At 62.9% G+C, this 24,967-nt stretch carries 26 protein-coding genes; 19 read left to right on the top strand and 7 right to left on the bottom strand.

Annotated elements, in window-relative coordinates:
- The first annotated feature begins 49 nt into the window (after positions 1 to 49).
- From FHS47_RS14810 to FHS47_RS14800, 3 genes are all read left to right on the top strand, one after another.
- The gene (locus FHS47_RS14810; protein WP_167029482.1) at positions 50 to 1,519 is read left to right on the top strand and encodes a bZIP transcription factor; all 1,470 of its coding nucleotides are present in this window, start codon (positions 50 to 52) and stop codon (positions 1,517 to 1,519) included.
- Positions 1,520 to 1,531: 12 nt separating this feature from the next.
- Entirely contained in the window at positions 1,532 to 3,196 is a 1,665-nt protein-coding gene (locus tag FHS47_RS14805; protein ID WP_167029479.1) for an MFS transporter, read from the top strand.
- 89 nt (positions 3,197 to 3,285) lie between these two features.
- Entirely contained in the window at positions 3,286 to 3,660 is a 375-nt protein-coding gene (locus tag FHS47_RS14800) for a VOC family protein (RefSeq protein WP_167029476.1), read from the top strand.
- A gap of 24 nt (positions 3,661 to 3,684) precedes the next feature.
- On the opposite strand, the gene FHS47_RS14795 is transcribed toward FHS47_RS14800, so the two are convergent.
- Entirely contained in the window at positions 3,685 to 4,437 is a 753-nt protein-coding gene (locus tag FHS47_RS14795; RefSeq protein WP_167029473.1) for a DNA/RNA non-specific endonuclease, read from the bottom strand.
- A gap of 267 nt (positions 4,438 to 4,704) precedes the next feature.
- Here FHS47_RS14795 and FHS47_RS14790 point away from each other — a divergent pair, with 267 nt between their 5' ends.
- Positions 4,705 to 5,523 carry an alpha/beta hydrolase gene (locus tag FHS47_RS14790; RefSeq protein WP_167029470.1) on the top strand — a complete coding sequence of 273 codons (819 nt, stop codon included), beginning with the start codon at positions 4,705 to 4,707 and terminating at the stop codon, positions 5,521 to 5,523.
- A gap of 96 nt (positions 5,524 to 5,619) precedes the next feature.
- Positions 5,620 to 7,137: a hypothetical protein gene (locus FHS47_RS14785; RefSeq protein WP_167029467.1), complete on the top strand. Its 1,518-nt coding sequence runs from the start codon at positions 5,620 to 5,622 to the stop codon at positions 7,135 to 7,137.
- Here the strand turns inward: FHS47_RS14785 and FHS47_RS14780 are convergent.
- Positions 7,118 to 7,981, bottom strand: a complete 864-nt coding sequence (locus FHS47_RS14780) for a hypothetical protein (protein WP_167029464.1) — start codon at positions 7,979 to 7,981, stop codon at positions 7,118 to 7,120. The two genes, FHS47_RS14785 and FHS47_RS14780, sit on opposite strands and share 20 nt — an antisense overlap.
- Positions 7,982 to 8,253: 272 nt before the next feature.
- Between FHS47_RS14780 and FHS47_RS14775 the strand changes: the two genes are divergently transcribed.
- From FHS47_RS14775 to FHS47_RS14750, 6 genes are all read left to right on the top strand, one after another.
- Positions 8,254 to 9,318 carry a PA0069 family radical SAM protein gene (locus FHS47_RS14775; RefSeq protein ID WP_208382037.1) on the top strand — a complete coding sequence of 355 codons (1,065 nt, stop codon included), beginning with the start codon at positions 8,254 to 8,256 and terminating at the stop codon, positions 9,316 to 9,318.
- Positions 9,319 to 9,441: 123 nt separating this feature from the next.
- A complete protein-coding gene (locus FHS47_RS14770; protein WP_208382036.1) occupies positions 9,442 to 10,482 on the top strand; it encodes an alpha/beta hydrolase in 1,041 nt (346 codons plus the stop codon).
- Between the two features lie 31 nt (positions 10,483 to 10,513).
- Entirely contained in the window at positions 10,514 to 11,476 is a 963-nt protein-coding gene (locus tag FHS47_RS14765) for an MBL fold metallo-hydrolase (protein WP_167029459.1), read from the top strand.
- A gap of 209 nt (positions 11,477 to 11,685) precedes the next feature.
- Positions 11,686 to 11,943, top strand: a complete 258-nt coding sequence (locus tag FHS47_RS19605; RefSeq protein WP_208382035.1) for a nuclear transport factor 2 family protein — start codon at positions 11,686 to 11,688, stop codon at positions 11,941 to 11,943.
- 36 nt (positions 11,944 to 11,979) lie between these two features.
- The gene (locus FHS47_RS14755; RefSeq protein WP_167029456.1) at positions 11,980 to 12,912 is read left to right on the top strand and encodes a hypothetical protein; all 933 of its coding nucleotides are present in this window, start codon (positions 11,980 to 11,982) and stop codon (positions 12,910 to 12,912) included.
- A 76-nt stretch (positions 12,913 to 12,988) separates the two neighbouring features.
- A complete protein-coding gene (locus tag FHS47_RS14750; RefSeq protein ID WP_208382034.1) occupies positions 12,989 to 13,558 on the top strand; it encodes an isoprenylcysteine carboxylmethyltransferase family protein in 570 nt (189 codons plus the stop codon).
- Between the two features lie 70 nt (positions 13,559 to 13,628).
- On the opposite strand, the gene FHS47_RS14745 is transcribed toward FHS47_RS14750, so the two are convergent.
- Together FHS47_RS14745 and FHS47_RS14740 are read right to left on the bottom strand one after the other, a co-directional pair.
- On the bottom strand, positions 13,629 to 14,327 hold the full coding sequence (locus tag FHS47_RS14745; RefSeq protein ID WP_167029450.1) for an outer membrane beta-barrel protein: 699 nt from the start codon (positions 14,325 to 14,327) through the stop codon (positions 13,629 to 13,631).
- Between the two features lie 96 nt (positions 14,328 to 14,423).
- Positions 14,424 to 15,020: a DUF3011 domain-containing protein gene (locus FHS47_RS14740; RefSeq protein WP_167029447.1), complete on the bottom strand. Its 597-nt coding sequence runs from the start codon at positions 15,018 to 15,020 to the stop codon at positions 14,424 to 14,426.
- 206 nt (positions 15,021 to 15,226) lie between these two features.
- On the opposite strand from FHS47_RS14740, the gene FHS47_RS14735 reads away from it, so the two are divergent.
- The 7 genes from FHS47_RS14735 (at position 15,227) to FHS47_RS14705 (ending at position 22,877) form a co-directional block, all read left to right on the top strand.
- The gene (locus tag FHS47_RS14735) at positions 15,227 to 15,871 is read left to right on the top strand and encodes a hypothetical protein (RefSeq protein WP_167029443.1); all 645 of its coding nucleotides are present in this window, start codon (positions 15,227 to 15,229) and stop codon (positions 15,869 to 15,871) included.
- A 170-nt stretch (positions 15,872 to 16,041) separates the two neighbouring features.
- Positions 16,042 to 16,611: a fimbrial protein gene (locus FHS47_RS14730; RefSeq protein ID WP_167029440.1), complete on the top strand. Its 570-nt coding sequence runs from the start codon at positions 16,042 to 16,044 to the stop codon at positions 16,609 to 16,611.
- A 92-nt stretch (positions 16,612 to 16,703) separates the two neighbouring features.
- Positions 16,704 to 17,444, top strand: a complete 741-nt coding sequence (locus tag FHS47_RS14725; RefSeq protein WP_167029437.1) for a fimbria/pilus periplasmic chaperone — start codon at positions 16,704 to 16,706, stop codon at positions 17,442 to 17,444.
- A 103-nt stretch (positions 17,445 to 17,547) separates the two neighbouring features.
- A complete protein-coding gene (locus tag FHS47_RS14720) occupies positions 17,548 to 20,241 on the top strand; it encodes a fimbria/pilus outer membrane usher protein (RefSeq protein ID WP_167029434.1) in 2,694 nt (897 codons plus the stop codon).
- Positions 20,242 to 20,273: 32 nt separating this feature from the next.
- Complete coding sequence (locus FHS47_RS14715) at positions 20,274 to 20,810, top strand: type 1 fimbrial protein (protein WP_167029431.1); 537 nt, start codon at positions 20,274 to 20,276, stop codon at positions 20,808 to 20,810.
- A gap of 13 nt (positions 20,811 to 20,823) precedes the next feature.
- A complete protein-coding gene (locus tag FHS47_RS14710) occupies positions 20,824 to 21,399 on the top strand; it encodes a fimbrial protein (RefSeq protein ID WP_167029428.1) in 576 nt (191 codons plus the stop codon).
- Positions 21,400 to 21,422: 23 nt separating this feature from the next.
- Positions 21,423 to 22,877 carry an amino acid permease gene (locus tag FHS47_RS14705; protein ID WP_167029425.1) on the top strand — a complete coding sequence of 485 codons (1,455 nt, stop codon included), beginning with the start codon at positions 21,423 to 21,425 and terminating at the stop codon, positions 22,875 to 22,877.
- Here FHS47_RS14705 and FHS47_RS14700 read toward each other — a convergent pair.
- The 3 genes from FHS47_RS14700 to FHS47_RS14690 all read right to left on the bottom strand — a co-directional run bounded on the left by FHS47_RS14700 (position 22,866) and on the right by FHS47_RS14690 (position 24,211).
- Complete coding sequence (locus FHS47_RS14700) at positions 22,866 to 23,075, bottom strand: hypothetical protein (RefSeq protein WP_167029422.1); 210 nt, start codon at positions 23,073 to 23,075, stop codon at positions 22,866 to 22,868. The genes FHS47_RS14705 and FHS47_RS14700 overlap by 12 nt on opposite strands.
- 22 nt (positions 23,076 to 23,097) lie before the next feature.
- Positions 23,098 to 23,856: an EAL domain-containing protein gene (locus FHS47_RS14695; protein ID WP_167029419.1), complete on the bottom strand. Its 759-nt coding sequence runs from the start codon at positions 23,854 to 23,856 to the stop codon at positions 23,098 to 23,100.
- A 67-nt stretch (positions 23,857 to 23,923) separates the two neighbouring features.
- Positions 23,924 to 24,211 carry a hypothetical protein gene (locus tag FHS47_RS14690; RefSeq protein WP_167029416.1) on the bottom strand — a complete coding sequence of 96 codons (288 nt, stop codon included), beginning with the start codon at positions 24,209 to 24,211 and terminating at the stop codon, positions 23,924 to 23,926.
- Positions 24,212 to 24,330: 119 nt separating this feature from the next.
- Here FHS47_RS14690 and FHS47_RS14685 point away from each other — a divergent pair, with 119 nt between their 5' ends.
- Entirely contained in the window at positions 24,331 to 24,765 is a 435-nt protein-coding gene (locus FHS47_RS14685) for a hypothetical protein (protein WP_167029412.1), read from the top strand.
- Positions 24,766 to 24,967 lie beyond the last annotated feature (202 nt).

The following is a 24,967-nucleotide window of genomic DNA, read 5'->3' as shown; positions in this document are numbered from 1 at the left end:
CCAACGGGTGTGTCACATGCTCGGCCTGCCAATGGTTGGGGAGACCATGATGAAAACCACTCGCTCCGGTGGCCGCAAGGCCATCGCCCTCAGCGTCGCCTGCGCCCTGATGCTGCCGATGGCGGCCATTCCGGACCAGGCTCATGCCCAGTCGAGGGCGAAAAAAACAACGCGCGAAGCGCAGCTCGAATCCCGCGTAAGCCAGCTCGAGCAGCAACTGGCCGAGCTGAAGGCAATGATCCAGGAGCAGAAGACGGCCACGAGCCAGGCCACCGCAACCGCCCAGGCGGCGCAGAGCCAGGCACAGCAGACCGACGAAAAGGTGGCCAAGGTCGAGAAGACCGTGGCGGCCGTGCCGGCGAAGCCCACCTTTACCTCGGCACCCGGTGTTTCCGTCGCGCTGCACGGCTTCATCAACGCCAACGCGTTCAACCAGAGCAAGGCCTTCACCTACGGTAACGGCGCCAATGCGGAATACCCGATTCCCGGCCAAGGCGGACGCGTGAACGATTCGCTGAGTGGTGTGGACATACGCAACACCCGCTTCTGGCTCGACTTCACCGGGGCGAAGTTCAACGAGAACTGGGCCGGCAGCGGCCGCATCGAGATGGACTTCTTCGGCGGCTTCAACGGCACCGGTCCATATAGCCAGCAGCAGCCCACGCCGCGCCTGCGCCAGGCGTACATGGACCTGGCCAATGCGTCCACGGGCACCACGTTCCGCATCGGCCAGATGTGGGATCTCATGTTCCCGCTCGAATACGTGCCGCAGTCGCTCTCGCACATTGCGTTCCCGCTGGGCTACGGCACCGGCATGATCGGCTGGCGCTATCCCGGCATCATGGTGATGCAGGAACTCAACCACGGGTCGGAAGGCGTGAAGTGGCGCTTCGACCTGGGCGTGTTCGAAGGCAGCTGGAATGGCCCGGGCCTCACGACCAACTACCTCACCGCGGGCAATGCGGGCTTCAAGCCGCAGGTGGAGGCACGCCTCACCGCCAAGGGCAGCAACTGGCAGGTGTTCGGTTCCACGCACTACAGCAAGCTGGACCTCCACGGCGTGGACGGCCAGACCGTCACGCCGATCAAGAGCAACATCAAGAGCACGGCGTATGAAGTGGGCGGCATGTGGATGCCCGGCAACTTCATCGTCAAGGGCGCCGTTTACACCGGCACCGCCATTGCGCAGATCTTCGGCGACCTGTCGCAGTTCGGCGACATCAAGGACAAGGGCGGCTTCCTCCAGGTGGGCTACAAGTTCACGCCGAACTGGAGCCTCTACGGCACGCTTGCCGCCAGCAAGCCGAACGAGAACGACGTGCTGCGCTGGCGCGCCGCCAATGCTCCAGGTCTGCTGAAGAACCGCCAGCAGGCGCTCAGCCTGCAGTACACGGCAGGCGCTTACGACTTCAGCGTGGAGTGGCTGCACTCCAACCTCGACTCGACGACGGCCAACGGCCTTGGCCGGCAGAAGACATCGGCCAACGAAGTCACCCTCAACGGCAATTACCGGTTCTGATCGGAGACCCACATGGCAACTACGGCAGGCGGCCTTCGCGCCGACGGCACCATCGGCAGCAGCCACAAGCGGGTGATCTTCGCATCCAGCCTGGGCACGGTATTCGAGTGGTACGACTTCTATCTCTACGGCTCGCTGGCCGCGATCATCGGCAAGCAGTTCTTCACCGGCCTCAATGAAACGAGCCAGTTCATCTTCGCCCTCCTCGCGTTCGCCGCTGGCTTCTTCGTGCGCCCGTTCGGCGCGATCGTCTTCGGCCGCGTGGGCGACCTCATCGGACGCAAGTACACGTTCCTCGTCACCATCGTGATCATGGGTACGTCCACGTTCCTCGTCGGCGTGCTACCTGGTTATTCCACCATCGGCGTGGCGGCGCCCGTGCTGTTGATCCTGCTGCGATTGCTGCAGGGCCTGGCACTGGGCGGCGAATACGGCGGCGCCGCCACCTATGTGGCGGAACACGCACCGATGGGCAAGCGCGGCCTGTACACCAGCTTCATCCAGATCACGGCTACCTTCGGTCTCTTCCTGTCGCTGCTGGTGATCCTGGGCACGCGCATGGGCATGGGCACCGAGGCCTTCGAGGCCTGGGGCTGGCGCATTCCGTTCCTGATCTCGTCGGTGCTCGTGGGCATCTCGGTCTACATCCGCATGCAGTTGCAGGAATCGCCGGTCTTCCAGCAGATGAAGGCGGAAGGCAAGCACTCCAAGGCGCCGCTTACCGAAGCCTTCGGTCGCTGGCCCAACCTGAAGCTGGTGATCCTCGCGTTGCTGGGCGCCACCGCAGGTCAGGCCGTGGTCTGGTACACGGGCCAGTTCTACGCGCTCTACTTCCTCACCCAGAGCCTGAAGATCGACGGCACCACGGCCAACCTGCTGATCGCCGCCGCCTTGCTCTTCGCCACGCCCTTCTTCGTGTTCTTCGGCTGGCTGTCGGACAAGATCGGCCGCAAGACGGTGGTGCTCGCAGGCTGCCTGATCGCCGCGCTCACCATGTTCCCGATCTTCAAGGGACTCACCCACTTCGGTAACCCGGCCGTGGAAGCCGCGGCCGCCTCGGCTCCGGTGGTCGTCACCGCCGATCCGAACGCCTGCACCTTCCAGTTCGACCCCGTGGGCAAGAAGACCTTCACCAGTTCGTGCGACGTGGCCAAGAGCGTGCTGGCGAAGAAGGGTATTCCGTACTCCAATGCGCAGGCACCGGCGGGCACGCTGGCGACGGTGAAGATCGGCGACGAAGTGATCGAATCGTTCGAGGGCGGGCAGCTGGACAAGGCCGCGTTCGCTGCGCAAAGCAAGGAGTTTACGGCGAAGGTCGGCGCACAGGTGAAGGCGGCGGGTTATCCCGACAAGGCCGATCCTGCGGCGATGAACAAGCCGATGCTGGTGGTGCTGCTGTTCCTGCTGGTGCTTTACGTCACGATGGTCTACGGCCCGATCGCCGCATGGCTGGTGGAGATGTTCCCCACCCGCATCCGCTACACGTCTATGAGCCTTCCGTACCACATCGGCAACGGCTGGTTCGGCGGATTCGTGCCCACCATCGGCTTCATGCTCGTGGCCTGGAAGGGCGATATCTACTACGGCCTGTGGTACCCGGTGATCGTTGCGCTCATGACGGTCGTCATCGGCCTGTTCTTCGTGCGCGAGACGAAGGATCTTCCGCTGGAACACTGAGCCCGGATAGCCGGCGGGGCTGGAAGCGCCGCCGGCTACACCGTGAACCTTGTACGATCGCCATTCCTTACCTTCAAGGATAGGCACGCGTGACGCTCGAAACGGTTGAGATAAAAGCTTTCGTTCCCGCTAAAGACTTCGAGCTTTCCAAAGCTTTCTACACCGACCTGGGATTCGAGGTCGCGTTTTCCGACGACAGCCTGGCTTATATCAAGGCCGGCGACTGCGCCTTCCTGTTGCAGCGTTTCTACGTGAAGGAACACGCCGAGAATTTCATGATGCACATGCTGGTGACCGACGTAGATGCCTGGTGGCGTCGCTTGGAACAGAGCGGCTTGGCAACGAAGTACGGCGTGCAGGCTTCTCCTCCGCAAGACCGGCCCTGGGCCATCCGCGACTTCATCATCAAGGACCCCACAGGCGTCCTCTGGCGCATCGGCACCAACATCGATCGCAAGGGCTAGCGGCCGAGCCCCGTCGTGCAGTCACTACGGCAGCGGCAGGCTGATCGCATGCGACTTCATGGAGGCCGACAGGCTGGGGAATGGGTCCACGCCCGACATCGTGGTGATATCGCTCACCGACACCACCGTGCAGGCGTACTGCTGAAGGTTGGTGCAGAGGTAAGCACCCGTGCCGACACCCGGCTCGTAGATGGCCTTCCACGTATAGTCGGGCACCGCTACCTGGTCGGCGCCGATGGTGGCGGTGGAACCCGGCTCGAACGCGGGACCGGTCACCACATAGACTTCGCCCTGGTCGGTCGCGACCGAGCGCACGTAGTTTTCGATGCGCTCCCACTGGCCTGCGTTGAGCGAATGGAACTGCGGCACCACGTTCGCCATCGAGAAGGTTTCCTTCTCGTTCGACAGCGTTGAGGCGTCGCCGGCCGGGGACATGTGGCCGCGGTCGTAGTCGCTGTTGGTGTAGTCGGACGACTGGGAGCGATCGGCGGTCGGGATGCCGGTTTCCGCGTGCCACGTGCCGGTACGGCCGATGGATTCCGCGCCGGCGATCTGCTTGGCGGTAAGATGTTCGGCCGAGTAAATCGGGCCCTTGGTGACGCCCGACGCCAGAAGCACATATTCGGTATGGCATACCTCGGTGGTGCGCGCGGTCAACGACATATCGATGGCCGGTTCGGCGCCGCCGGTGAACAGATCAGGACACGCGGTACCCGCATAGCACGAGCCGGACACGACGAAGCACGCGACGAACAGCCAACCGCTCAGACGATTCATGTGGTTTTCTCCCCAGGGGTGTCGTCCGGCGAGTCTAGGCGCGTCATGTTTCAGACCCGCGCAAATCGTGCGCATGAACCTGCGGAATCGCTCGTTTTGTGACAAACGGCACGTCGGTCGTGCTCTTGCCGGATCGGGGTATGACGAAACGATACTGTTGTGCATTGGCAGCAACACCGATCCGTATCGGCCGATTGAAAAGAAGTGGCTTGCGCGAGATCTCAAGTAGCGACCTTGGCCGCCGTTAACCTGACCAGAGGACGATATATGCAGATTCCCGTTGTGTATGTCCAAGGATTCATCGGTCATCTCGACTTCCCGGAGTTGAGGGAGGGACTCGATGCAAGCCGCACGCTGAGTCCTACCCTCCTGGGCTACGGCGCGCTCGCAGGCACGTTGCCAACTGGGCTTGGCGACCAGGTGGCGCACCTCGATCGAACGTTGAAAGCCCATTTCGGTGAGGAGCCCGTCGTTCTCGTGGGACATTCCGGCGGAGCGGCCATCTGCGTGGAGTTCGCCACCCAGTTCCCGGAGCGCGTGGCGGCTTTCGTCAGTGCGGAAGGAAATCTCGCCCCCAGCGATGCCTTCCTTTCGTCCCGCCTGGCGCCGATGACCCGTGCCCAGGTCGAACAGTGGTTGGTCTCCGCCCAGGCGGATCCGGCCGCCTTTTCTGCTCGCAAGCGCCTGGACGTGGACGACGCGTTGCTTGATCGCCTGCGCGACTGGTTACACCACCAACCCGCGGCAACCATTCATATCATGGCGCGCTCGCTCCTGATGGAGACGGTCAGCCCCAGATATGCATCCCGTGTGGTCCAGGTCATGACCAACATCCCCACCTATCTGGTTCGTGGTGCCCGCTCGGAGGTAGCGCTGGGTGCTCCGCCGCGGCTTCGCACATTGGCGGCCGGGTCGTTCGCCATTCCGGACACCGGGCATTTGATGATCCTGGAGCAGCCCGGCGCGGTGGCGGCCATCGTGCGCACCATCCTCGAGAGCATCACGGCAGCCAGCGATACGCCCACGCGGCCGCGCTGGACGGGGCAGTCGATCGAACCTGCAGACTCGTCTGACGAGGTGAGCTAAACGCGACCCCAAATCACGGACCGTCCGTCGAATCGTCACGTTCGAACGCCTAACGTTGGCGAATGCACCCTTCCTCGCCATCTGTGAGGTGAAACGGTGAAAGACGACGAGGCATCGCCGTCCCGGCGCAACTTCCTGCGACAGAGCGTCGCTGGTCTCGGCTATATCGGTGCGGCCGGCATGAGCGGGGCGTGGCTGATGGATGGTGCGGCTCGTGGCAGGGCAACGCCGGCAGGCGCTGCCATCGTACGAGCGCCGCGCGAGCTGATCATGTTCCATGGCCAGTCCAATGCCGTGGGTACGGGCGGCAAGCCAGCGCTTACGTTGCAGGAGATATACGCTAACGTCACCTTCAACGGCGGCGTGCGGCCGGGTACCGACCCCGCCGCGATGACCGGCTTCTCGCCGCTCGTGGAATACGACGGTGGTCACGGCACAGGCGGTGAAGTCGGCACCAATGCGTGTGCAGACGGGCTCGTGGAATACACGGCCGCACTCGCTGGTCTTCCATTTGCGGCGCAGTTCAGCCGGTATGCCACATTCACCAGCGGCGAGGGCGGGCGGCCGATCGGATACTTCTCCAGCTTCCTCGACGACGAAAACCTCGGTGGCTACCAAGGATGGAAGAACAGCGAGGTAAGACTGCGCAACATGATCGCGCTGATGCGTGCGGAGGCGACGGCGAATGCCGCCAACTTCAGCTGGCTGGCTACCACATGGCAACAAGGCGAAGCCGACTCCACCGGCCTTACCGAGACGCGAAGCAGCTACGCATCGAAGCTGACCCGGCTCGAACGTGCACACTGGCTGAAGCTTTGCCAAGTATTGATACCCGAGCAGGCATGGCGGCCGCTATGGCTGGTGGCCCAGGTTTGCAGCCATAACAGTTATGGCAGTGATAGCGCTGCCTTTTGCAATCCCTTCATAGCACTTGCGCAGCGGGACGCCTGCCTCGCCAGCACAACGATGAGGATGGTGAACCCGCAATACATTTTCGATTACTTCGATGAGTCGGAACTCGGGCAGCCGATGCTGCACCTCACGAACGAAAGCCATCGCTGGCAGGGCCGCTACTTCGCACGTGCGATCTACCAGCTGATCCAGGACAGCCAGGCGGGACGGGCCCTGCGCCATCCCGCGCTGGACATGGTGTCCGCTACGGTGTGGAGTCCCAACACCATCTATGTCACGTTCAATGTGCCGGCCGGCATCCTCACGCTGGATACGAGCTGGGTTGCACCAACCCGAAACCACGGATTCGATGTGCGCGATGCGGCAAATACCGTGGTACCTGCCAGTGCCGGTCAGGACAACCTGATTGCTGCCATCACGGTGGTCGCGAAAGACACGTTGAGGCTGAGCTTGAGAACGAATCTTCCCGAGGCGGCGACCAAACTGACGCTGGGCTGGGGCGATGCGACCGAACCCGCATCGATCGCGGGCCGCCATGGCGGCCCGCGCAGCAACATCCGTGATTCCGCAGGCGATGTCGATGTCTACACCGCAAGCGACGGTACCCTACGCCCCATGCACAACTATGCGCTGGTAGGCGAAGTGCCGCTGACGATGTCGCGGCCCACACGCCAGGGGAGCGTTACGCGGGCGACTCCGTAGGGCTCTCCTCGAAGTACTTCCTGATCGGCTTGCCAAGACACATGGCATACGCATAGAGGGCAGCCGGTCCCACGAGCATCGCCCAGACGAGCACTTCCGCCCCGATCGTCGGAGGGCGGCTCGTCGCCGCGACGATGACCAGGAAGGCGGCGACGCACAACGAAAACACCGCCGCCAGGACGCGTCCCCACGCGGGCTTCTGGAAGATCGCGTGGAACGTCATCGCCACCAGTATCAGTGCGGCCGCCCGGAATGCGAAGAAATAGAGATTCGCGCCCACCCAACCCATGACCACCTTGTACAGGACGGCAAGGCACAAAAACGCGGTGACCCAGATGGCGAACGGCCGCCTGAGGTTCACGCCCAGCACCATGATCGGCTTCTCTTCCGGCACGAAACCTTCGGGCACGAAGCGGTGATACGCGAAGTTGCCTCGCACGGCGTTGACGAACCCCATCAGGAGAACCAACGCCAGCGCCAGACCCATAACGGACTTGGGCTGGGTGATCAACTGGTAAACCTTCTCGAACAAGAAGAGAAGCAACCCGGCTAGGGCAGCCACACGCGATCGCCGGCGTATGCCCCAACCGGCGAGAGCGAACAGCGTCGCATCCACGTATGCACTCGCGTCGACACCGATAATGGCGGTGTGTAGAACGAGACTCAGGGTGGCGGCGATCGCATTCACGCCGGCCACCAGCAACGCCACCACGAAACCCATGTCGGACGCGCTGGAAGCCTGGTCTAGACTCCCGACATCCGGCCACCAGACGTTGGCAGGTTTACTTTTTCTGGCCGACACTCTTCCCTTCATCGCTTCCGCGAATTCTTCTGGCGTCTTCAAGCACTTCCCCTGGCAGAGTGACACGTCTCTACAGCCCCCTGTGGTCGCACGGATTGCCCAGGCGCCACGCGTCGGCGACGTTCTCAGCAGCGGGTACGGACGTCAAGCAGCAAGATATTGCGCGATGGAACAGGTGACCTTGATGCCGACCTGCGCCCCTCCCCCCCGACCGCGGCAGGCGCGAAATCGGCAAAAGTGCGGAAGTGAGGGGCGTATCGCGCCACCTGAGACGAGAGATGCGTACATTTGTACGTATGTCAGACCCGATTCCCATGATCCGCCGACACAAGGGCCGCGGCGCCGCCTCCAATCCGGAAGGTCGTTTCGAGTCCACGCGGTACCAGGCCGAAGACGACGGCTGGCACCGCGAGGACGACGAACGCCGTCCGGCCACGGAAGTACGCGAGGAACTGGCCCGCAGCGTCATCAGCCGCAACGACTCGCCCGACGTCGGTTTCGACCAGGCGACCAACCCCTACCGGGGCTGCGAACACGGGTGCATTTATTGTTTCGCCCGCCCATCGCACGCCTACCTCAACCTCTCGCCGGGTCTCGACTTCGAGACGAAGCTGTTCGCCAAGACGAACCTCGAAGAGATCCTTCGCGGCGAACTCTCGAAGCGCAACTACGTGTGCAAACCGATCAACATCGGCAGCAACACCGACCCGTACCAGCCGATAGAGAAAAAGTGGCGGCTCACGCGCGCCGCGCTGGCATTGCTCAACGAGTGCAACCACCCGTGCACTATCGTCACGAAGAATGCGCTGGTGGAACGCGACATCGACATCCTCGCACCCATGGCCGAGCGCAAACTCGTGCAGGTGTTCGTGTCGATCAACTCGCTCGACAACAAACTCGCCTCCAAACTGGAGCCGCGTGCATCCGCGCCGCATCGGCGCATGAAGGCAGTGGAAACGCTGGCGAGCGCCGGTGTACCCGTGGGGGTTCTCGTTGCACCGATTATTCCGGCACTCAACGAGCGTGACGTCGAAGCCATCATCGAACAGGCCGGCGCAGCCGGCGCCAACTCGATCGGGTATACCTGCGTGCGGCTACCGTACGAACTGAAGCAGCTGTTCCGCGAGTGGTTGGACCTGCATTACCCCGACCGTGCCGCGCACATCATCAGCCTGATCCAGCAGATGAATGGCGGGAAGGATTACGACTCGAACTTCGCCACGCGTATGCGGGGGCAGGGGGTGTTTGCGGACATCATTCGGAAGCGGGTGCAGGTGGCTACGCGTAAGGCTGGGTTGGATCGGGCTTGGGATACGGTGTTGGATACGTCGAGGTTTGTGCCGCCACGGGTTCATTCGCCGCAGGGGGAGTTGTTCTAGACACGGCAAGGACGTGTATCGAAGCGTTTCGAGAAACATCTGCTCACAAATTCACTGGCGCACGACGTAGTTCGCTAACAATTTGAACTTAATCTCTGCGTCTTCCACCGTGTGAAGACGATCATGCCCGAAACAACAGATATGTATCGCCGCACGTTGATGCAGGTGGCCGTTGGCGCCCCTCTCCTGCTTGCGGCCGCCGCCGTTGCGCATAAAGCTGAGGCGCGGCCGGCGGCTGCGGGCCCGGCGGCCCGCAACACCTTCGTCAAGCACGGGTACGAGGAGCACTCGGTGAATCTCGGCGAGGTCACCATGAACTATGTGACGGCTGGGTCCGCCAGCAAGCCTGCACTGCTGCTAATCCCCGGTCAAACCGAGTCCTGGTGGGCTTATGAGAAGGCCATCGGTCTGTTGGCGCCCGACTTTCAGGTGTTCTGCGTGGACCTGCGCGGCCAAGGCCGGACAACCTGGACGCCCGGGCGCTATACCTACGACAACATGGGCGGCGACTTGGTCCGTTTCATAAGCTTGGTTATCCAACGCCCTACAATTACGAGCGGCTGTTCCTCGGGCGGCGTTTTGTCTTGCTGGCTTTCCGCGTTCGCCATGCCAGGCCAGATACGCGCCTCGCACTACGAGGACCCGCCCCTTTTCGCGTCGGAGTTTAACCCGCTTTACGGCCAATCCATCCGACAAGCTGCGGGGCCGCTGTTCGAAGGCTTGTCGCGCTACTTGGGAGACCAGTGGAGCGTCGGCGACTGGGCCGGTCTCGTGGCTGCACGCGCCCGACAACTCGGATCGTTTGCGCGTGGCGCAGGCAAATCGACTGAGCCGCCGCAAAACCTCAAGGAATACGATCCGGAATGGGCACGCGCCTTTTACGAAGGCACGGTCGGTCAAAGCTGCCCGCACCAACACATGCTCGCACAGGTCAAGGTTCCCGTACTCGTCACCCATCACTTCCGCAGCATTGACCACGCTACCGGCCACCTGATTGGCGCTATCTCGGACTTTCAGATGGCTAAGGTGCGAGAACTGATCGCAGCTACGGGCCAACCCCTGGAGTATGTCGATCTTCCCACCGCGGCGCACACCATGCACGAGGCCGATCCCGTGCTGTTTGCCAAAGTGCTTGGCGGATGGGCGAAGGGTCTAAAGGCCTAGTGAACCGCGGCTTCCGGCAAAGGACACCCAAATGTCTACCCTGAAAGCGAAAACAAAAACAGCGTCACTGTCGCTACTTTGCGCCTTGGTGGCGTTGGGTTGCGGGGCAGCGCGGGGGCAGTCAGCGAAATCTGTTTGGGTTGAGCTTGGCACCCAGGCTGGTCCGATCCCAAACCCGACGCGCTCAGAACCGGCCCATGTTCTTCTCTGGCGGGATCAACCGATTCTTGTGGACGTTGGTGATGGCGCCGCTGAGCAACTCGCGAAGGCGCACATACCGATCGATAGTATCCACGCGGTTTTTATCAGCCATCTCCATTTCGATCATACCGGTGGCCTGTTCGCATTCCTTGGCATGCGTGACCAGGGCGGCGGCCCGGGCAGGAAGTTAATTACGATCTACGGGCCACCCGGCACGAAGGCCATGGTCGACGGTCTTCGTTCCGCAATGCAGTCGGGAAGTGCGCTGCTTCCCCAGAAACCGTCCGACTATAAAGTCGTCGAACTCAGCGACGGCTCATCCGTTTCCGTAGGAGACGTTAAGGTCACCACTGTAAGCAACAGCCACTATCTTCTTTGGCGCGGATCAGGCGCGCAACCGGTCTCGCTATCCTATCGCTTTGATCTCCCTGATCGATCAATCGTCTATACCGGTGACACTGGCCCAAGCGCCAACGTTGAAAAGCTGGCCCATGGAGCCGATCTACTGGTGAGCGAGATCATGGATGCGGACACTGCGCTCGATGAGCTAAAGCGCGACCGGCCCGGCATATCAAAGGTCACCTACAACTTCGTTCGTGACCACTTCACCAAGGAACATCTTACGCCCAATCAGGCCGGGCTTCTGGCGGCTCATGCCGGGGTCCGCGCGCTGGTCCTGACACATTTCGGCGGCGCGACGGGATATCCCGATCAGATCGCTCGATTGACCAAAGTAATCGGCGAAAACTTCCACGGATCGATTCGTTTCGCGACCGACCTGGACCAATTTTGACCATGACGACTTTGTCAGAAATGCCATACGGATGCGACAAGGTTCGTGCCGCCGAGGGTTAATTTGCCTCAAGGCGAACTCTTTTAGAGCGCTACGCAAGCTGCGTCGGCGGGGGCGGGTGACATGCGTCCCGGGCAGCATCCGCTGCAATGAGCCGCCTTCAAGATGTGCCATGCTGCCTCGGTCAACCACCCAACGGGGGATTCACCATGGCAATCTCATCCGATGCAGCGATCGACTACGACGGCCTCATGCAGGCCAATCTATTCCAGGTCTTCAGCGAACGCGATGCGGAGAAGCGTCTTCTGGCTATCCAGGAGTTGTATGCCGAGGACGCCGTGCTGAACGATCCGCAGGCTTCCGTTCGGGGTAGTGCGGCGATTTCCGAAGCCGTCACCACCTTGCTGTCGTCCCTGCCGCCCGACTTCAAATGGCTGCACGTGTTCATCGATCCCGTGACAGGCTGACCTTGCAGCCCTTTGAGCGAAGAAGGAGAGACAAGCGTGAAGGTGGGGAAAACAGCTAGTGCGATGCGCTATGCCGCACTGAATTTGGTTCTCGGCACAACCCTTTGTCTTCCAGCAAGCGCCACCACCCTGTCCGAGCTTCGTGGAAGCTGGGCCCTCCATATCGACGGGAAGGCGATGATGGTGCTGCGACTGGCGGATAACACGGCCACGCCCACCGGCGAGATGGTCCAGCCGAACGGAATGAGCGTAACCAACGGACTTTTCTCCGTCGGCGACAGCAATCCGGATATTCGCCGGTTATCCCGGTTCGAAGATAAAGGGGACTATGCCCTGGTCACGTTTCGTGATGCTACCGGCAAAACGTCTGACTTCGAGCTGCGCAGCAAGGCAGGTCGAGTCGAAGTAGCTATTGCTGGCGTTCCATCCGGTGTGGGCCTGGGGCCGTGGATATTCGACCGCGCGCGTCCCAACGAAAGCGTGGCAAGCGATTGGCAACCTGGCCGCTCGTACGTCGTGGGAGACACCGACGAGCCGAACGCGGAGATGGCGCGGTTGTACCGAGAAGATCAGGAGGCGCGCCAGAAAACACCCATCGATTGGGCTGTCGTGTTGCCGGCTGACGAATCGCGCCGGAAGCGGACGCTCGAACTGATCGGGAAAGGTTTGCTCCACACGGGAGCCGACTTCAGGGAAGCCGCATTCGTCATGCAGCACGGCACGACGTCTGACGATTACCTACTCGCTCACTCGCTGGCATTGGCCGCTATGGCAAAGGGCGACGCATCGGCCGCCTGGATAGCAGCTGCAACGCTGGACCGATTTCTTTGGTCCAAGAACCTTCCCCAGATCTACGGAACGCAGTTCAAGGAAGACGCAAACGGTGGGAGGACAACTCAACCGTCGAATGACAACCTCATCGACGATCACCTGAGGGAACAGCTCGGCGTAGCCAGAGCGGTGCCGTAAGGCCCATGGCACGGCTGCAGCCCGGTCGCTAATCTGAGCGGAAACAAGGGGGAACAAAGCGATGACCGTCGAGGACATGCTAAAGAAAGGAATCGACCTGGCCTGGTACACACTGCTGGCGTACTGGCTGTGGAACGCACGGGGCAACAAAGCCGCGATTCGTACGGAAAGCTGGCTGGTGCAGGCATTGCTGTACTGGGCGCCGCTCGTGGTCGCCTTCCTCCTGCTGGGCCCGGGCGACTGGTTCGGTCATAGCTGGCTGCGCGAGGGCATCGTGCCGCACACGGTGCCGTTCTTCGCGCTGGCATTTGTCCTGGTGGTGAGTGGCGTGGGCTTGGCCTGTTGGTCGCGCTACCTGTTGGGACGCAACTGGAGCAGCGTGGTGCAGGTCAAGCAGGAGCACGAACTCGTGGAGGATGGCCCTTACCGCCATATCCGCCATCCGATCTACACCGGGCTATTGCTTGCCTTCGTGGGAAGCGCGGTGGCTGTCGGTGATGTCCGTGGCATCTTCGCGGTACTGATCGTGTTCGTATCGTTCTGGCGCAAACTCAGGATGGAGGAGCGCCTGCTCGAAAGCACCTTCGGCGACACCTATCGGCATTACCGGAGTCGCACGGCGGCGCTCATTCCGGGATTGCTCTGATAGTTACGATAAAGGCGCAACAGCCGCCGGCGTCCCGCCCGGCGGCTGTTGCGTAGCGAACGACGAGACGTCAGAAACGAACACCGACATCCACAGCGGCGAGGTTCACACTACCGCCATTCCGACGATCAACCTGGAAGCGATCGAAGTTCACGCTCACATCCATGTTCGGGCTGATGGCATAACCCACACCGACACCCGCGAAGGCGTCGATGCGATGCGTGTTGCGCTCGTGGCGGGTCACGTTGGTACCGACCGTGTTGCTGCTCAGGCTGGACACCACGGTGGTGTCGGTGGTGAGCCTGGAGTGGGCACGGAATGCACCCAGCTCGGCGGTGGCGAACAAGTCGCCGCCGAAGGACATGCGTGCGTTCGCGCCGACGAAAGGTCCATCGAGGCGAAGCGTGCTACGCGCGGAGACGGTGGCGTGCGGGTGCACTGCCGCCGCGGCGCCCTGGCCGATGGCGGGACCCGGCCCGGTGACGAGGTCCGGGCCATGATGGCCGGTGGTGCGCGAGGACACGCCGCGCGCACGCGCGGAGCGCAGGTAGCCACCTTCGGCGCCGAGCGAGAAGCTGTCGCTCAGGTTCCAGCGATAGCCGCCCTTGATGGCGAAAGCATTGACGGTGTGCTTCGACAGACCGCTGTTGGTGAAGTTGGCACGGCCTGCGGCGAGATCGACGAAGGCGCGACCGTCGGCCGCGTGGCTCACAAAAGGCGCTGCCGACAGGACGGCCACCAGTGCCGTGGAAACGAGAAGCTTGTTCAAGAAAAATCTCCGGTACGAAGGTTCGGGGTTGGCCGGATAGGACCAATGGCAGGCTAGGGAAACACCGAACAGTCGTGGATGGGATTTGTCTCCTTTTCACCAGGTGCCGATATCGAATTTTCCGCGGCAACCGTGCGCGGCCCAGATGCCTCTTTCGGTGAATCCGTAGCTATAACCCTCTTCGCAGCGGGCCTTGGAAGTCTGCTCGACCAAGCGCGCACCCGGACCTACCGGCCAGCTGCAGAACACGCGGCGATTGTCGTTGCTGTCGCAGGAAACGATCTTCCCGTGCCTGGGCTCGGGACGCGACATAGGTTGGGTCCCGCCACCGATCGGCGGATACGGGTCGCCGCCACGGCGGTGCGGACGATTTCCCCAATGGTCATGGCGGTCGTACGTGGCGTCGGCAAAGGTCCCGCGGCAGCCATCGGTCACCCAGATGCCCCGGCTGCTCAGATCCCAGTTCTCGCCGCGAATGCACGGCGTCTTGGACTCTTGCTCCAGCAGCCTGGCATCGCCCCACATCACCCGGCAGAACGATCGCTGGCCGTTCACGCTGCCGCAGCGAACCGTGTTCGGGTAATCCTGACCATGCGCCGTCGTCGACGTCAGGCTGAGCACGCCGATGAACGATACCGCCACCAGCCACCAGATATAGAACGCCGCCACCGCGGGCCGTTTATGAGTCTGCATATCGCGATCCTCGAAAGTGATAGGAACGCGCAGAGGATCGTCCGGGCGTAGGCGACGATCCCAGGGGATTCGTCTCAGATGAGACTTTTCCGCCCGTTGCCGGAAGGACCGCCGCTTATCGTGGAGAGTTACTCCATTAGACCCCCAAGGCCATGCGAAAAGACAACTACATCGCTGCCATGCAGCGCCTTATCCGATCGACGCCTATGAACGGAAAGGACCGGGACGCTCTCCTGAGCGAGTTCGAAACCCACGGACATGCGGCATCGATTCCACCGGACGAGCCCCTTCCCGAGGTGTGCGCCGTATTGAATGCGACGATGCTTGCGCTCCTGGCGCGCGCCGAGCACCTTTATGGCCGTGCGCCGGCCGGAAGCCTCGCCTCAGTCATCGACCACCCCGGTACGGACCGCCTTCCGGTTGCACTGGACTGCAAGGATCCCCGTCACTACTGCGTGCTCGTCAACAGCCTCGCAAACACCTGGGAAGAAGCGTTCTATGTGCTCGCGCACGAGGTTGTCCACCTGCTGAATCCGGCGTCGTCGGAAAGCGATGCCGTGGCAACGCTGGAAGAAGGCGTCGCCATCGCTTTCGCGGAAACCGCGTATACCGAATACATCACGCCGTATACGGGGAGCGGCGCACAACGCTCGCCTCTCCGTGGCGAATACACCGCCTACATCGCCGCCTACGACGCCGCTGCGCTCATTACCGCGAGCACATTGGCCCGCGTGAGAGAAACGTTCGGAAGTTTTGCGCATGCCATGGACAAGGCAACGATGCAGCGCATCTGCGGCGATGAGATCACGGATAAACAGGCGCGCCTGTTGACCGCGCCCTTCGAGTTCTGATCCGGATGAGACAAGTCACCTGTTGGCGCACCGCCGCAATTTGAACAATACATCCACTCGCCGGACGCAAGACGCCTGCGGGGACGATGGAGGCGCAGGGGGGTTCCCGCCCGTCGCCTTCGGGCTGGCAGAAGCCAAACACCATTCACTCAATCAAAGGTCTCTTTACCATGAATGCCAAGTTCCTCACCTCCACCATCGCCGTCGCTCTGCTCGGTGCCGCTTCGCTCTCGGCCAACGCCGCCGGTGCGAGCACGCTGGCCCATCCGGACGGCACGCTGTCGGTTTCGGGTTCTGTATCGGACACCACCTGCGACCTCGGCGGCACGCCGGGCGCGAACGACATCAGCGTTTTGCTGGCGACGGCTCCTGTCGCTTCGCTGGGCACCGCGGGCAAGACATACGGCGAGAAGGAATTCGACATCAACCTGACCGGTTGCACCGCGGGCGCTCAGGCCAAGGCTCCGTCGGTTCGCTTCGACGCTTCGGGTGTGTCGGCGAACGGAAATATCAAGAACATTGCCACCGGCGGCAATGCAGCGAGCAATGTGGAACTGCAGCTTCTCGATGGTCAGAACTCGTGGGCTCCGTTGAACCTCGGCACGCAGGATCCTGCCGACGGCGGGAACCTCGGCACCGGCTCGGGCACGCTGAAGTACAAGGTCCAGTACATCGCCACGGGTGCCGCCACCGCCGGCGACGTCCAGGGTCAAATCCCGTACGAAGTCATCTACAACTGATGAACCCGGCATGGCTCCTCGTAGGGCGGGGAGCCAGCCGAATCCACAGCACGCAACGTCATTCGAGCCACCGTCTCTTCAAGGGGTAAACCATGAAACGCACGAACCGACTCCTGGCAGCCATCGCACTCACTCTCGGTACCGTCAGTGCCGCCCATGCAGGTGTGGTCATCATGGGAACCCGTGCGGTTTATCCATCCGATGCCAAGGACATCACCATTCGCCTGACGAACAAGTACGACCGCCCCGCGCTGGTGCAGAACTGGATCGACAAGGGCGAAGCGAACGAGTCGCCGGACAACCTCAAGGTTCCCTTCACCATCACGCCGCCGGTGGCACGCATCGAAGCCGGTAAAGACCAGGCGCTGCGCGTAATCTTCACAGGCGACCGCAGCAAGCTGCCGTCCGATCGCGAATCGGTGTTCTGGTTCAACATGCTCGACGTTCCGCCGAAGACCAGGACCGAAGGCAACTTCCTCAAGCTGGCCTTTCGCACCCGTATCAAGCTCTTCTACCGTCCCAGCGGTCTCCCGGGTTCGCAGCTGGACGCCGAGAAGGGCATCCGCTGGAGCCTCGTGCCGAAGGGTAATGGCTACCTGCTGCACGGCGTCAACGATTCTCCGTACTTCGTCTCGTTCAATCACCTCGAGGTGAAAGCCGACGGAAGCACCTTCCCAGTGGAACTCGGTACGACCGGCATGGTGCCGCCGAAAGCGAGCGCGGACTTCCCCGTGACCAATGCTTCGGGAAATCTCTCGGGCGCCACCGTTTCCGGCGCCGCCGTAACCGACCTCGGCGCCTTCACCGACATCGAGCAGCCGATCGCGCGCTGATGCGCTGATGCGCGGCCCCGGCCGGGGGCCATGTCCCTTCTCACTCAGACGCGGCGGCAAAACGCTCGCGGCGGATGAGTCATGCCCAAATCCTGGATTCGCCATGTTCAACGCCGCACGCAAATCGACGAGCAACACCACGATGCCGCTGTCCGGCATGCGCGTGAAGATGTGTGCCGCGGCCCTCGCCGCGGCCATCTGGGGTGGCCCGGTATACGCGGAGGCACCTGCCGCCGCGGCCGCCTCTCCCTCCGAAGTGGACTTCGATTCGTCCTTCCTGATGGGCGGCGGTACCGCGGTGGACGTTTCCCGGTTCGACAAGGGCAATGTGGTGCTGCCGGGCGAATACAGCGTGGACGTAGTGGTGAAGGACGGCTGGTCCGGGCATCGCAACGTCACCTTCAAGGCGCCGACTGCGAGTGCTAATGCCGAGCCCTGCTTCGACAAGAGCATGCTCACCCTGTTCGGCGTGGATCTGGCGCGGGTACAGACGGAGGCGCGGAAGAGCGGCCACCCGGTACCTGCGCCGTCGGATAAGCTGGAATGCGGCACCATCGCTACTTACGTGCCGGGTGCCAGCACCAGCTTCGATGCCGGCGAGCAGCGGCTCGACATCAGCGTTCCGCAGATCTATCTGCTGCGTAACGCGAAAGACACCGTGAATCCGTCGCAGTGGCAGCACGGCATCGATGCCGGCCTGCTCAACTATGATTTCAGCAGCTACAGCTCGCGTGTCGGTGGCATGCGGGACGACAGTGCCTTTGTCGGCCTCATGGCCGGCGTGAACCTGGGCGGCTGGCGCTTTCGCCACCAGGGCAACCTGCAGTGGTCCAATCGTGGCGGCAGCCAGTACGTTTCAGGCCTGGCTTATGCGCAGCACGATCTCACTCGCTGGAAGGCGCAGCTCACGGTCGGCGACACCGCCACGGACGGCAGCATGTTCGACGCGGTACCCGTTCGCGGTGCGAGCATCACGTCCGATCCGCGCATGCTCCCGAATCGCGACAACGTGTTCGCACCCATGGTGCGTGGCGTCGCCGACAGCAATGCGCAGGTCACCGTGCGTCAGCACGGCCAGGTGATCTACCAGACCAGCGTGCCGGCCGGTCCGTTTGAGCTTTCGGATGTGAACCCGATCAGCAACGGTGGCGACCTCGATGTGTCCATCAAGGAAGCCGACGGTCGCCAGCACGGTTTCACAGTGCCGTACTCCGTGGCGCCGGGCATGCTTACGCCTGGCACCCAGCGCTTCAGCCTTGTAGCGGGTACCGCGAACCTCACGAACATGCATCGCCGCGTGCCGATGTTCCAGGCCACCCTCCAGCGCGGCTTGTCCAATCGACTGACGGCCTATGCCGGCCTCACGGGCGCCTCCGGCTATGCGGCGGCGGTTGCCGGTGCTGCGCTGAATACGCACCTCGGCGCCTTCAATGCCGACGTGACGGTGGCGCACCTGCAACTGCCGGGCGGTCCGACGGAGCAGGGCCACAGCATTCGCCTAGCCTATTCGAAGGGCCTCAACGATCTGGGTACCAACCTGTCGCTCGCCGCCTACCGGTATTCGAGCAGCGGTTACCACTCGCTCAGCGATGCGGTGACGCTGCGTGGCAACTGGGCGCATGGCGCCGGCAGCGATACGTTCCAACCCGTGCGTGAACGTAACGAATTCCGCGTTAGCCTCAGCCAGCGTATTGGCGAGCGCGGTTCACTGTATCTCCAGGGTTCCTCCACGCAGTACTGGCACGGCGATTCGCAAGTGACCTTCAGCGCGGGCTACAGTGCGCAGATCCGCTCGGTGAGCTACGGCGTGACGCTGCAGCGCACCCGGGTCACGCGCGATACTGCTGCGTTCGGCCGCCTGCCGGGTCCGCCACCGCTCACTGCGATGCCGCGCCACCCGATGGACACGCAGATCATGTTCAACGTGAGCATGCCGCTGGGTTCCGTGGGCAGCGCGCCGATCCTCTCCACGAGCTACACCCGCAACACGAACGGTTTGGCGAACGCCCAGGCCCAGCTCACTGGCACCGCCGGCGCCGCTCGCGCCATCAATTACGGCGTCGCCGCCAGCCAGGCCAGCAGCCGCGGCAGCCGGAGCAACAGCGTCCGCGCCTACGCCGGCTACACCGGCAGCAAGGGCATGGTGATGGCGAACGCATCGACGGGCAGCGGCGCCACGCAGTTCGGCTTGAATGCCTCCGGTGGCCTTGTGGCCCATTCGGGTGGTATCACGCTGTCGCAGTCGCTGGGCGAAGCCGTGGCCATCGTCCATGCGCCAGGCGCTGCCGGCGCGAAGGTCGAGCAGGGTTCCAACGTCCGGGTGGATCGTCGCGGTTACGCCGTGGTGCCGTACCTTACGCCATATCGCAACAACACGGTGAACCTCGATCCGAGCGGCATGTCGCTGTCGGCAGAACTTAAGCAGACCAGCCAGATTGTCGCGCCACGCGCCGGTTCGGTGGTCCGCCTCGAATACAAGACGGTAACCGGGCGCAGCGCCATCATCGACGCGACGCAGCCTAATGGCGCACCGCTTCCCTTCGGTGCCGAAGTCACCGATGCCAACGGCCAATCCGTGGGCGCCGTGGGGCAGGGTAGCCAGGTGCTGGTACGTGGCGTGCCCGATGCCGGCCACCTCGACGTGCGCTGGGGCGGTGCGCCCACTGATGCCTGCTCGCTGGAATACAGCATCGCGCCGGACAGCGGCGACGCCTACGCCCAGGCCTCGGGCACGTGTGTCGCGCCGAAGGCCGCGGCTTCCCAGACAAATCCCGGTCCGGTCGTCAAGGCGGATTGAGACCATAACGGCATAACCCGAGGCATACCAATATGAAGACGCTCTTCAAGGCCGTACCGCTTCTCTGCTGTCTCGCACTCTCCGGTGTGAGCGGGCAGGCTCGAGCCGATGCGCCGACCGAGGTCGATTTCAACTTCTCGTTCAAGCTCGTTCCGCCGACGTGCGATATCAGCGGCCTGGCTTCGCAGACCGTCACTCTCGCAGACGTTCCTGCCTCGATGGCGCAAGGTTCGGCGGGCGCGTGGTCCTCGGCGAGAGTCTTCCTCCAATTTTGCGATGCGCGTATCAGTCAGCTGCAGTTCGAATTCGATGGCGCGCCTTCTCCTGGCAATCCCGATGACTTTCGTCTGGGGGCGCAGGATGCCCTCGCCCTGGAGATGTACCAAGGGCAGAACGGCAGCGGCGAGCGGGTCAGGCCTGGGGTCCCGCTTGCGCCAGTCGACTGGACTAGCGCGATGCAGAACAGGTGGTACTACTTCAGTGCGCGTGCCGTGCACGTTGGCTCACAGCAGTTGACGGCCGAAGCGAACGCGACCGCCACGTTGACCGTCAAGGTCAGCTACCTGTGAGGGGAACACGATCATGAACTGGACAAAGCCAACCGTGATGGTTGCGGTAATCGTCGCAATCGCCGTGTGCGGCATCCCGTCGGCACGTGCGGCGCAGGCACGACCGCTGCTCAGCGGCACGTGGACGTTCACCACGAACGTCGTCGCACCCACCTGCAACTTCACGACATCCGGCACCACCATGAGTTTGCCTGCTGTGGAAGCCAATGACCTGCGGGCGGCGCATGTCGACGAGATGGTGGGTACCAGCAATACGGCCACCATCATCGTCGACCATTGCCAGAACGCCACCCATATCGATGTGGCCTTCTCGGGTACTACCGATGCATTGACACCCGCGCTCTTCAAGAACACCGCGGCCAGACCGGCCGCCGGCGTCGGCGTGTACCTGAAGGACAAGGACACCGGAACGCGCGTCGCCGCAAACGACAACGGCGGCCAACCGACCATCGTGAAGCCGGTGGTCGGCACCGGAACCGGCGCCGGCGCCACGTTCAACCTCGTTGCCGGCTATGCGCGCACCGGAGCCGGCAGCGTCGGTCCCGGCGACGTGCAGGCGGCGATCGATTTCCAGGTGACTTACAAGTAACCCCGCGTCAGAAGGAACAGGTGATGTCCCAGGCCATATCCGTGGATGACGCGGCGCCGGTTGCCGAGCAAGGAGAAGGCCAGCTCCGGCGCGTACTCACGGCGCGCCATCTCGTGATGCTCGGTGTGGGCGCCGTCATCGGCGCCGGCATCTTCGTGGTCACCGGCCAGGCGGCAGCCGTGCACGCAGGGCCTGCCCTGGTCATCAGCTTCGTCATCGCGGGTATCGCTTGCGCTCTTGCCGCGCTGTGCTACGCAGAGTTCGCTGCGATGCTTCCCGTCTCAGGCAGTGCCTATTCCTACGCGTATGCCACGCTTGGCGAATACACGGCCTGGTTCGTCGGATGGAACCTGGTGCTCGAATACCTGTTCGCCGCCTCCGCCGTGGCAGCGGGCTGGTCAGGGTATTTCAACGACGCCCTTCGCATGCTCGGCCGCTCGCTCGGTGTGAGCCTGCAGTTTCCGGGCGTTCTGGCAGAAGCGCCCATCGATATAGTGGGCGGTCAATTCCACATGACCGGCGCGGTGGTCAACCTGCCGGCGGTGATCATCATCGGACTGCTGTCCTCGCTTTGCTACCGCGGCATCACGCGCTCGGCGTTCGCCAATGCGGTCATCGTGGCGCTGAAGGTCACCGTTATTGCCTTGTTCGTCGTATTCGCTGCGAAAGCCATCAACATCGCCAACTGGCATCCCTTCATCCCTCCGTCAGAGAGCGCGGGACACTTCGGATGGGGCGGGGTGTTCCGCGGCGCCACCATCGTCTTCATGTCGTATATCGGATTCGACGCGGTCTCGACGGCCGCGGGCGAGGCGCGGAACCCGCAGCGCGACATGCCCATCGGCATCCTCGGTTCACTCGCGATCTGCACCGTGCTGTACATCGTCGTATCGCTGGTACTCACGGGCATTGCGCCATTTCGCTTGCTGAACACGGCCGAGCCCGTTGCTACGGCGCTGTCCCTCCACCCCAGTCTTGCGTGGCTGGAGGACATTGTCGTCGTGGGCGCCATCTGCGGTCTGGCCTCGGTGATTCTCGTGCTGCTGCTCGGCTTGCCGCGCGTCCTGCTGGCCATGGCGAAGGACGGGCTGTTGCCCCGCCGCCTCGGCCACGTGCACGTGCGTTTCGGTACGCCCTCCACCGGCACGGCTGCAGTGGGCGTGGTGGCGGCGGCGATCGCGGCGCTGTTCCCTATCGGTATGCTGTCGGAACTCGTGTCGATGGGCACACTGTTGGCGTTTGCCACGGTCTGCATCGGCGTGCTGGTACTGCGTTACACGAAGCCCTCGTTGGAACGCGGCTTTCGTGTGCCGTGCGTGTGGGTCACATCAGTAGGCGGAGCTGCGGCCTGCCTTTATCTCTTCTGGCAGGCCTTCGAGTCGCACTGGCAACTGATGATCGCCTGGGCGGCGATCGGGCAGGCGATCTACTTCGCTTACGGCTATCGCCACAGCGTGCGTCGTCGCTTAGCGCAATGAGGTCGCTTCGAGCGGCCCCGGCGGTGGAAGCGTGATCTTGCAGCTCTCCGGCAGCCGTTCCAGATGTGCCGTGGAACGCTCATAGCCTGCGCAGTGGCTGTGCCGCACTTCGAACTGTTGTTCCATCATGCAGGCAAAAACGAGAAAGAAAGCGAGCGCAAGAGCGATGAGCGGCAAGAGGTCGGCAAGGCGGCGCATGGGGTGCCTCCAGGCGGTGGAATCAGTGGATGCGGCGCCCGGCGATCCAGCGGCGCGTGTCGGAGAAGCTCATCGGCCGTGCCACGGCAAATCCCTGGATCACGGTGTTCGCAGGGCAGCAAGCGTGAGCCCAGGCCAGATCGTCGGGTGCTTCCACGCCTTCCAGCACCGTTCTGAGACCGAGACGCCGGCCGACGTGCATCAGCCGCGCAAGTCGGCGCGCGCGCGTGCCGCACTGCGACACGCCATGCACCAGTTCGCGTGCGATCTTCCATTCGTCGATGGGCAGGCGGCGCACGCGGCGCATGGTCGAAGCCTGTGTGCCGAAATCGTCGATAGCGATGCGTACCCCGGCCTCGCGCAGGCGTTCGAGTGCCCGCACCAATCGGCGTTCGGAGCCGTGGTACGGCGTTTCGAGCAGTTCCAGGGTGAGACTTCCATCGCCGGCGGTGCCGGCGAGCTCGTGCGTGAGCCAGGCGACGAAGCCCGGGTCGGCAATCACGTCGGGCGGCGCATTGACCGAAACATTGAGGGGGCGGCCGACCGCCGTCTGCCACGCAATCAGGGCCAGGGCACGCACGCACATGCGACGGGTAAGCGTCGCTGCGCCGCGCTCCCTGCCTACTCGCGGCAGGAACTGGTCCGGCGTGAGCAAGTCGCCGTTGGGACGTTCCCAGCGGGCGAGTGCTTCCGCGCCGTCCACCGTGCCGTCCAGGCGCTGCTGCGGCTGGAAGTAAGCGATGGGCGTGCCTGACAGTTCAAAGGGATGATCGGTGGACATGCGGGCCAGCCGTATTTGGTTGGCCTTAGCGTAGGGAGGGGCGCCGCCGCGATCGCCGGGACTTGTCTCATCCTCTTCGCATGGAAGGCGGCAGATGCCCGGCACAGCCGCTCACCAGGTAATACACCTCCATGTCGAATCCTGGCTGGTAGATCAGAGATGCACGGATGACACCGCGCTGCTTGAGGCGACTGATGATGTTCATCGCGCGCAGGTGCGTCATGGCGCACTCGCGGGCGAGTTCCAGGGATGTCGAAGCACTATCGAGCCGTCGAATGCGTTCCAGCAGACAATACACGTCCTGGCGCCGTTCGGCACCGTCGGGGTCGCTCGCGCTGTCGGGATGGTTCGACATGTGTCCTCTGCTTGGCGAGTCGACGTCCGTGGGTTGCATGAGCCCATCGTAACGAGCGCTGCTTGCATTCGCCGGGCGACATGTCTCATGTTTGTGCCACACCGGCAAAGGAGATCCACATGCTTCACATGAATCGGTTTGGTGTCCTGCTTGGCATGACCATCGCCTTCGCCATGCCCTGTTTTGCCGACCAGGCAACGTCTGCCGACGCGTTGCCACCCGCGGTAAAGAAGCGGGTGGAGGCGTCCATCGCCAAGCTTCGGCACCCGGAAGAGCGCGCACTGGCACATGATTGGTCGCCGGCCAAACAGGTGGCGGAGACGCTTTGCTCGCCGTTTGCGCTCAAGCAGTGGAAGAAAATGGACCCTACCGCCGACCGCATGGTGCTGGGCGACGACGGCGAGAAGTCTCTCGAATTGAAGGACGGTGGTTCCATTGCGGGGCATGGACAGGTGCGACACAAGGACGGCTGGACGTCGTTCCGCTTCACGTGCACGGTCGATGCGCGTGACGGTTCCGTGAAATCGTTCCAGCACACCGACGAGAACAAGTGAGACAAGTCTCATCATTCTCGCGATTTCTTGCCTCGCGCCAGCCAGGGGTGGTCTCCTGCACATGTCAGGTCCGCCATGCGCGTTACCCGTACCGGCGGGAAGCCGGCACAGCGCTACCGGGTATCCCCCCCCCGGTGCAGCCCTGGACAGATACCCCCTGTCCGCTGGCCTAACCTGGCATGGGGCCGCCTTCACAGGCGGC

Source organism: Luteibacter sp. SG786 (assembly GCF_011759605.1).
Lineage (GTDB): Bacteria > Pseudomonadota > Gammaproteobacteria > Xanthomonadales > Rhodanobacteraceae > Luteibacter.
This window is presented reverse-complemented; position numbering and strand designations above follow the sequence as displayed.

Excerpts from the sequence above, each read along its gene's own strand:
- FHS47_RS14700 (WP_167029422.1), bottom strand. The coding sequence starts at position 23,075 with ATGCGCCGCCTTGCCGACCTCTTGCCGCTCATCGCTCTTGCGCTCGCT.
- FHS47_RS14765 (WP_167029459.1), top strand. The coding sequence starts at position 10,514 with ATGTCTACCCTGAAAGCGAAAACAAAAACAGCGTCACTGTCGCTACTT.
- FHS47_RS14690 (WP_167029416.1), bottom strand. The coding sequence starts at position 24,211 with ATGTCGAACCATCCCGACAGCGCGAGCGACCCCGACGGTGCCGAACGG.
- FHS47_RS14740 (WP_167029447.1), bottom strand. The coding sequence starts at position 15,020 with ATGCAGACTCATAAACGGCCCGCGGTGGCGGCGTTCTATATCTGGTGG.
- FHS47_RS14775 (WP_208382037.1), top strand. The coding sequence starts at position 8,254 with ATGATCCGCCGACACAAGGGCCGCGGCGCCGCCTCCAATCCGGAAGGT.
- FHS47_RS14790 (WP_167029470.1), top strand. The coding sequence starts at position 4,705 with ATGCAGATTCCCGTTGTGTATGTCCAAGGATTCATCGGTCATCTCGAC.
- FHS47_RS19605 (WP_208382035.1), top strand. The coding sequence starts at position 11,686 with ATGGCAATCTCATCCGATGCAGCGATCGACTACGACGGCCTCATGCAG.
- FHS47_RS14810 (WP_167029482.1), top strand. The coding sequence starts at position 50 with ATGAAAACCACTCGCTCCGGTGGCCGCAAGGCCATCGCCCTCAGCGTC.
- FHS47_RS14710 (WP_167029428.1), top strand. The coding sequence starts at position 20,824 with ATGAACTGGACAAAGCCAACCGTGATGGTTGCGGTAATCGTCGCAATC.
- FHS47_RS14720 (WP_167029434.1), top strand. The coding sequence starts at position 17,548 with ATGTTCAACGCCGCACGCAAATCGACGAGCAACACCACGATGCCGCTG.
- FHS47_RS14795 (WP_167029473.1), bottom strand. The coding sequence starts at position 4,437 with ATGAATCGTCTGAGCGGTTGGCTGTTCGTCGCGTGCTTCGTCGTGTCC.
- FHS47_RS14750 (WP_208382034.1), top strand. The coding sequence starts at position 12,989 with ATGCTAAAGAAAGGAATCGACCTGGCCTGGTACACACTGCTGGCGTAC.
- FHS47_RS14695 (WP_167029419.1), bottom strand. The coding sequence starts at position 23,856 with ATGTCCACCGATCATCCCTTTGAACTGTCAGGCACGCCCATCGCTTAC.
- FHS47_RS14705 (WP_167029425.1), top strand. The coding sequence starts at position 21,423 with ATGTCCCAGGCCATATCCGTGGATGACGCGGCGCCGGTTGCCGAGCAA.
- FHS47_RS14735 (WP_167029443.1), top strand. The coding sequence starts at position 15,227 with ATGAACGGAAAGGACCGGGACGCTCTCCTGAGCGAGTTCGAAACCCAC.
- FHS47_RS14715 (WP_167029431.1), top strand. The coding sequence starts at position 20,274 with ATGAAGACGCTCTTCAAGGCCGTACCGCTTCTCTGCTGTCTCGCACTC.
- FHS47_RS14730 (WP_167029440.1), top strand. The coding sequence starts at position 16,042 with ATGAATGCCAAGTTCCTCACCTCCACCATCGCCGTCGCTCTGCTCGGT.
- FHS47_RS14685 (WP_167029412.1), top strand. The coding sequence starts at position 24,331 with ATGCTTCACATGAATCGGTTTGGTGTCCTGCTTGGCATGACCATCGCC.
- FHS47_RS14805 (WP_167029479.1), top strand. The coding sequence starts at position 1,532 with ATGGCAACTACGGCAGGCGGCCTTCGCGCCGACGGCACCATCGGCAGC.
- FHS47_RS14725 (WP_167029437.1), top strand. The coding sequence starts at position 16,704 with ATGAAACGCACGAACCGACTCCTGGCAGCCATCGCACTCACTCTCGGT.
- FHS47_RS14770 (WP_208382036.1), top strand. The coding sequence starts at position 9,442 with ATGCCCGAAACAACAGATATGTATCGCCGCACGTTGATGCAGGTGGCC.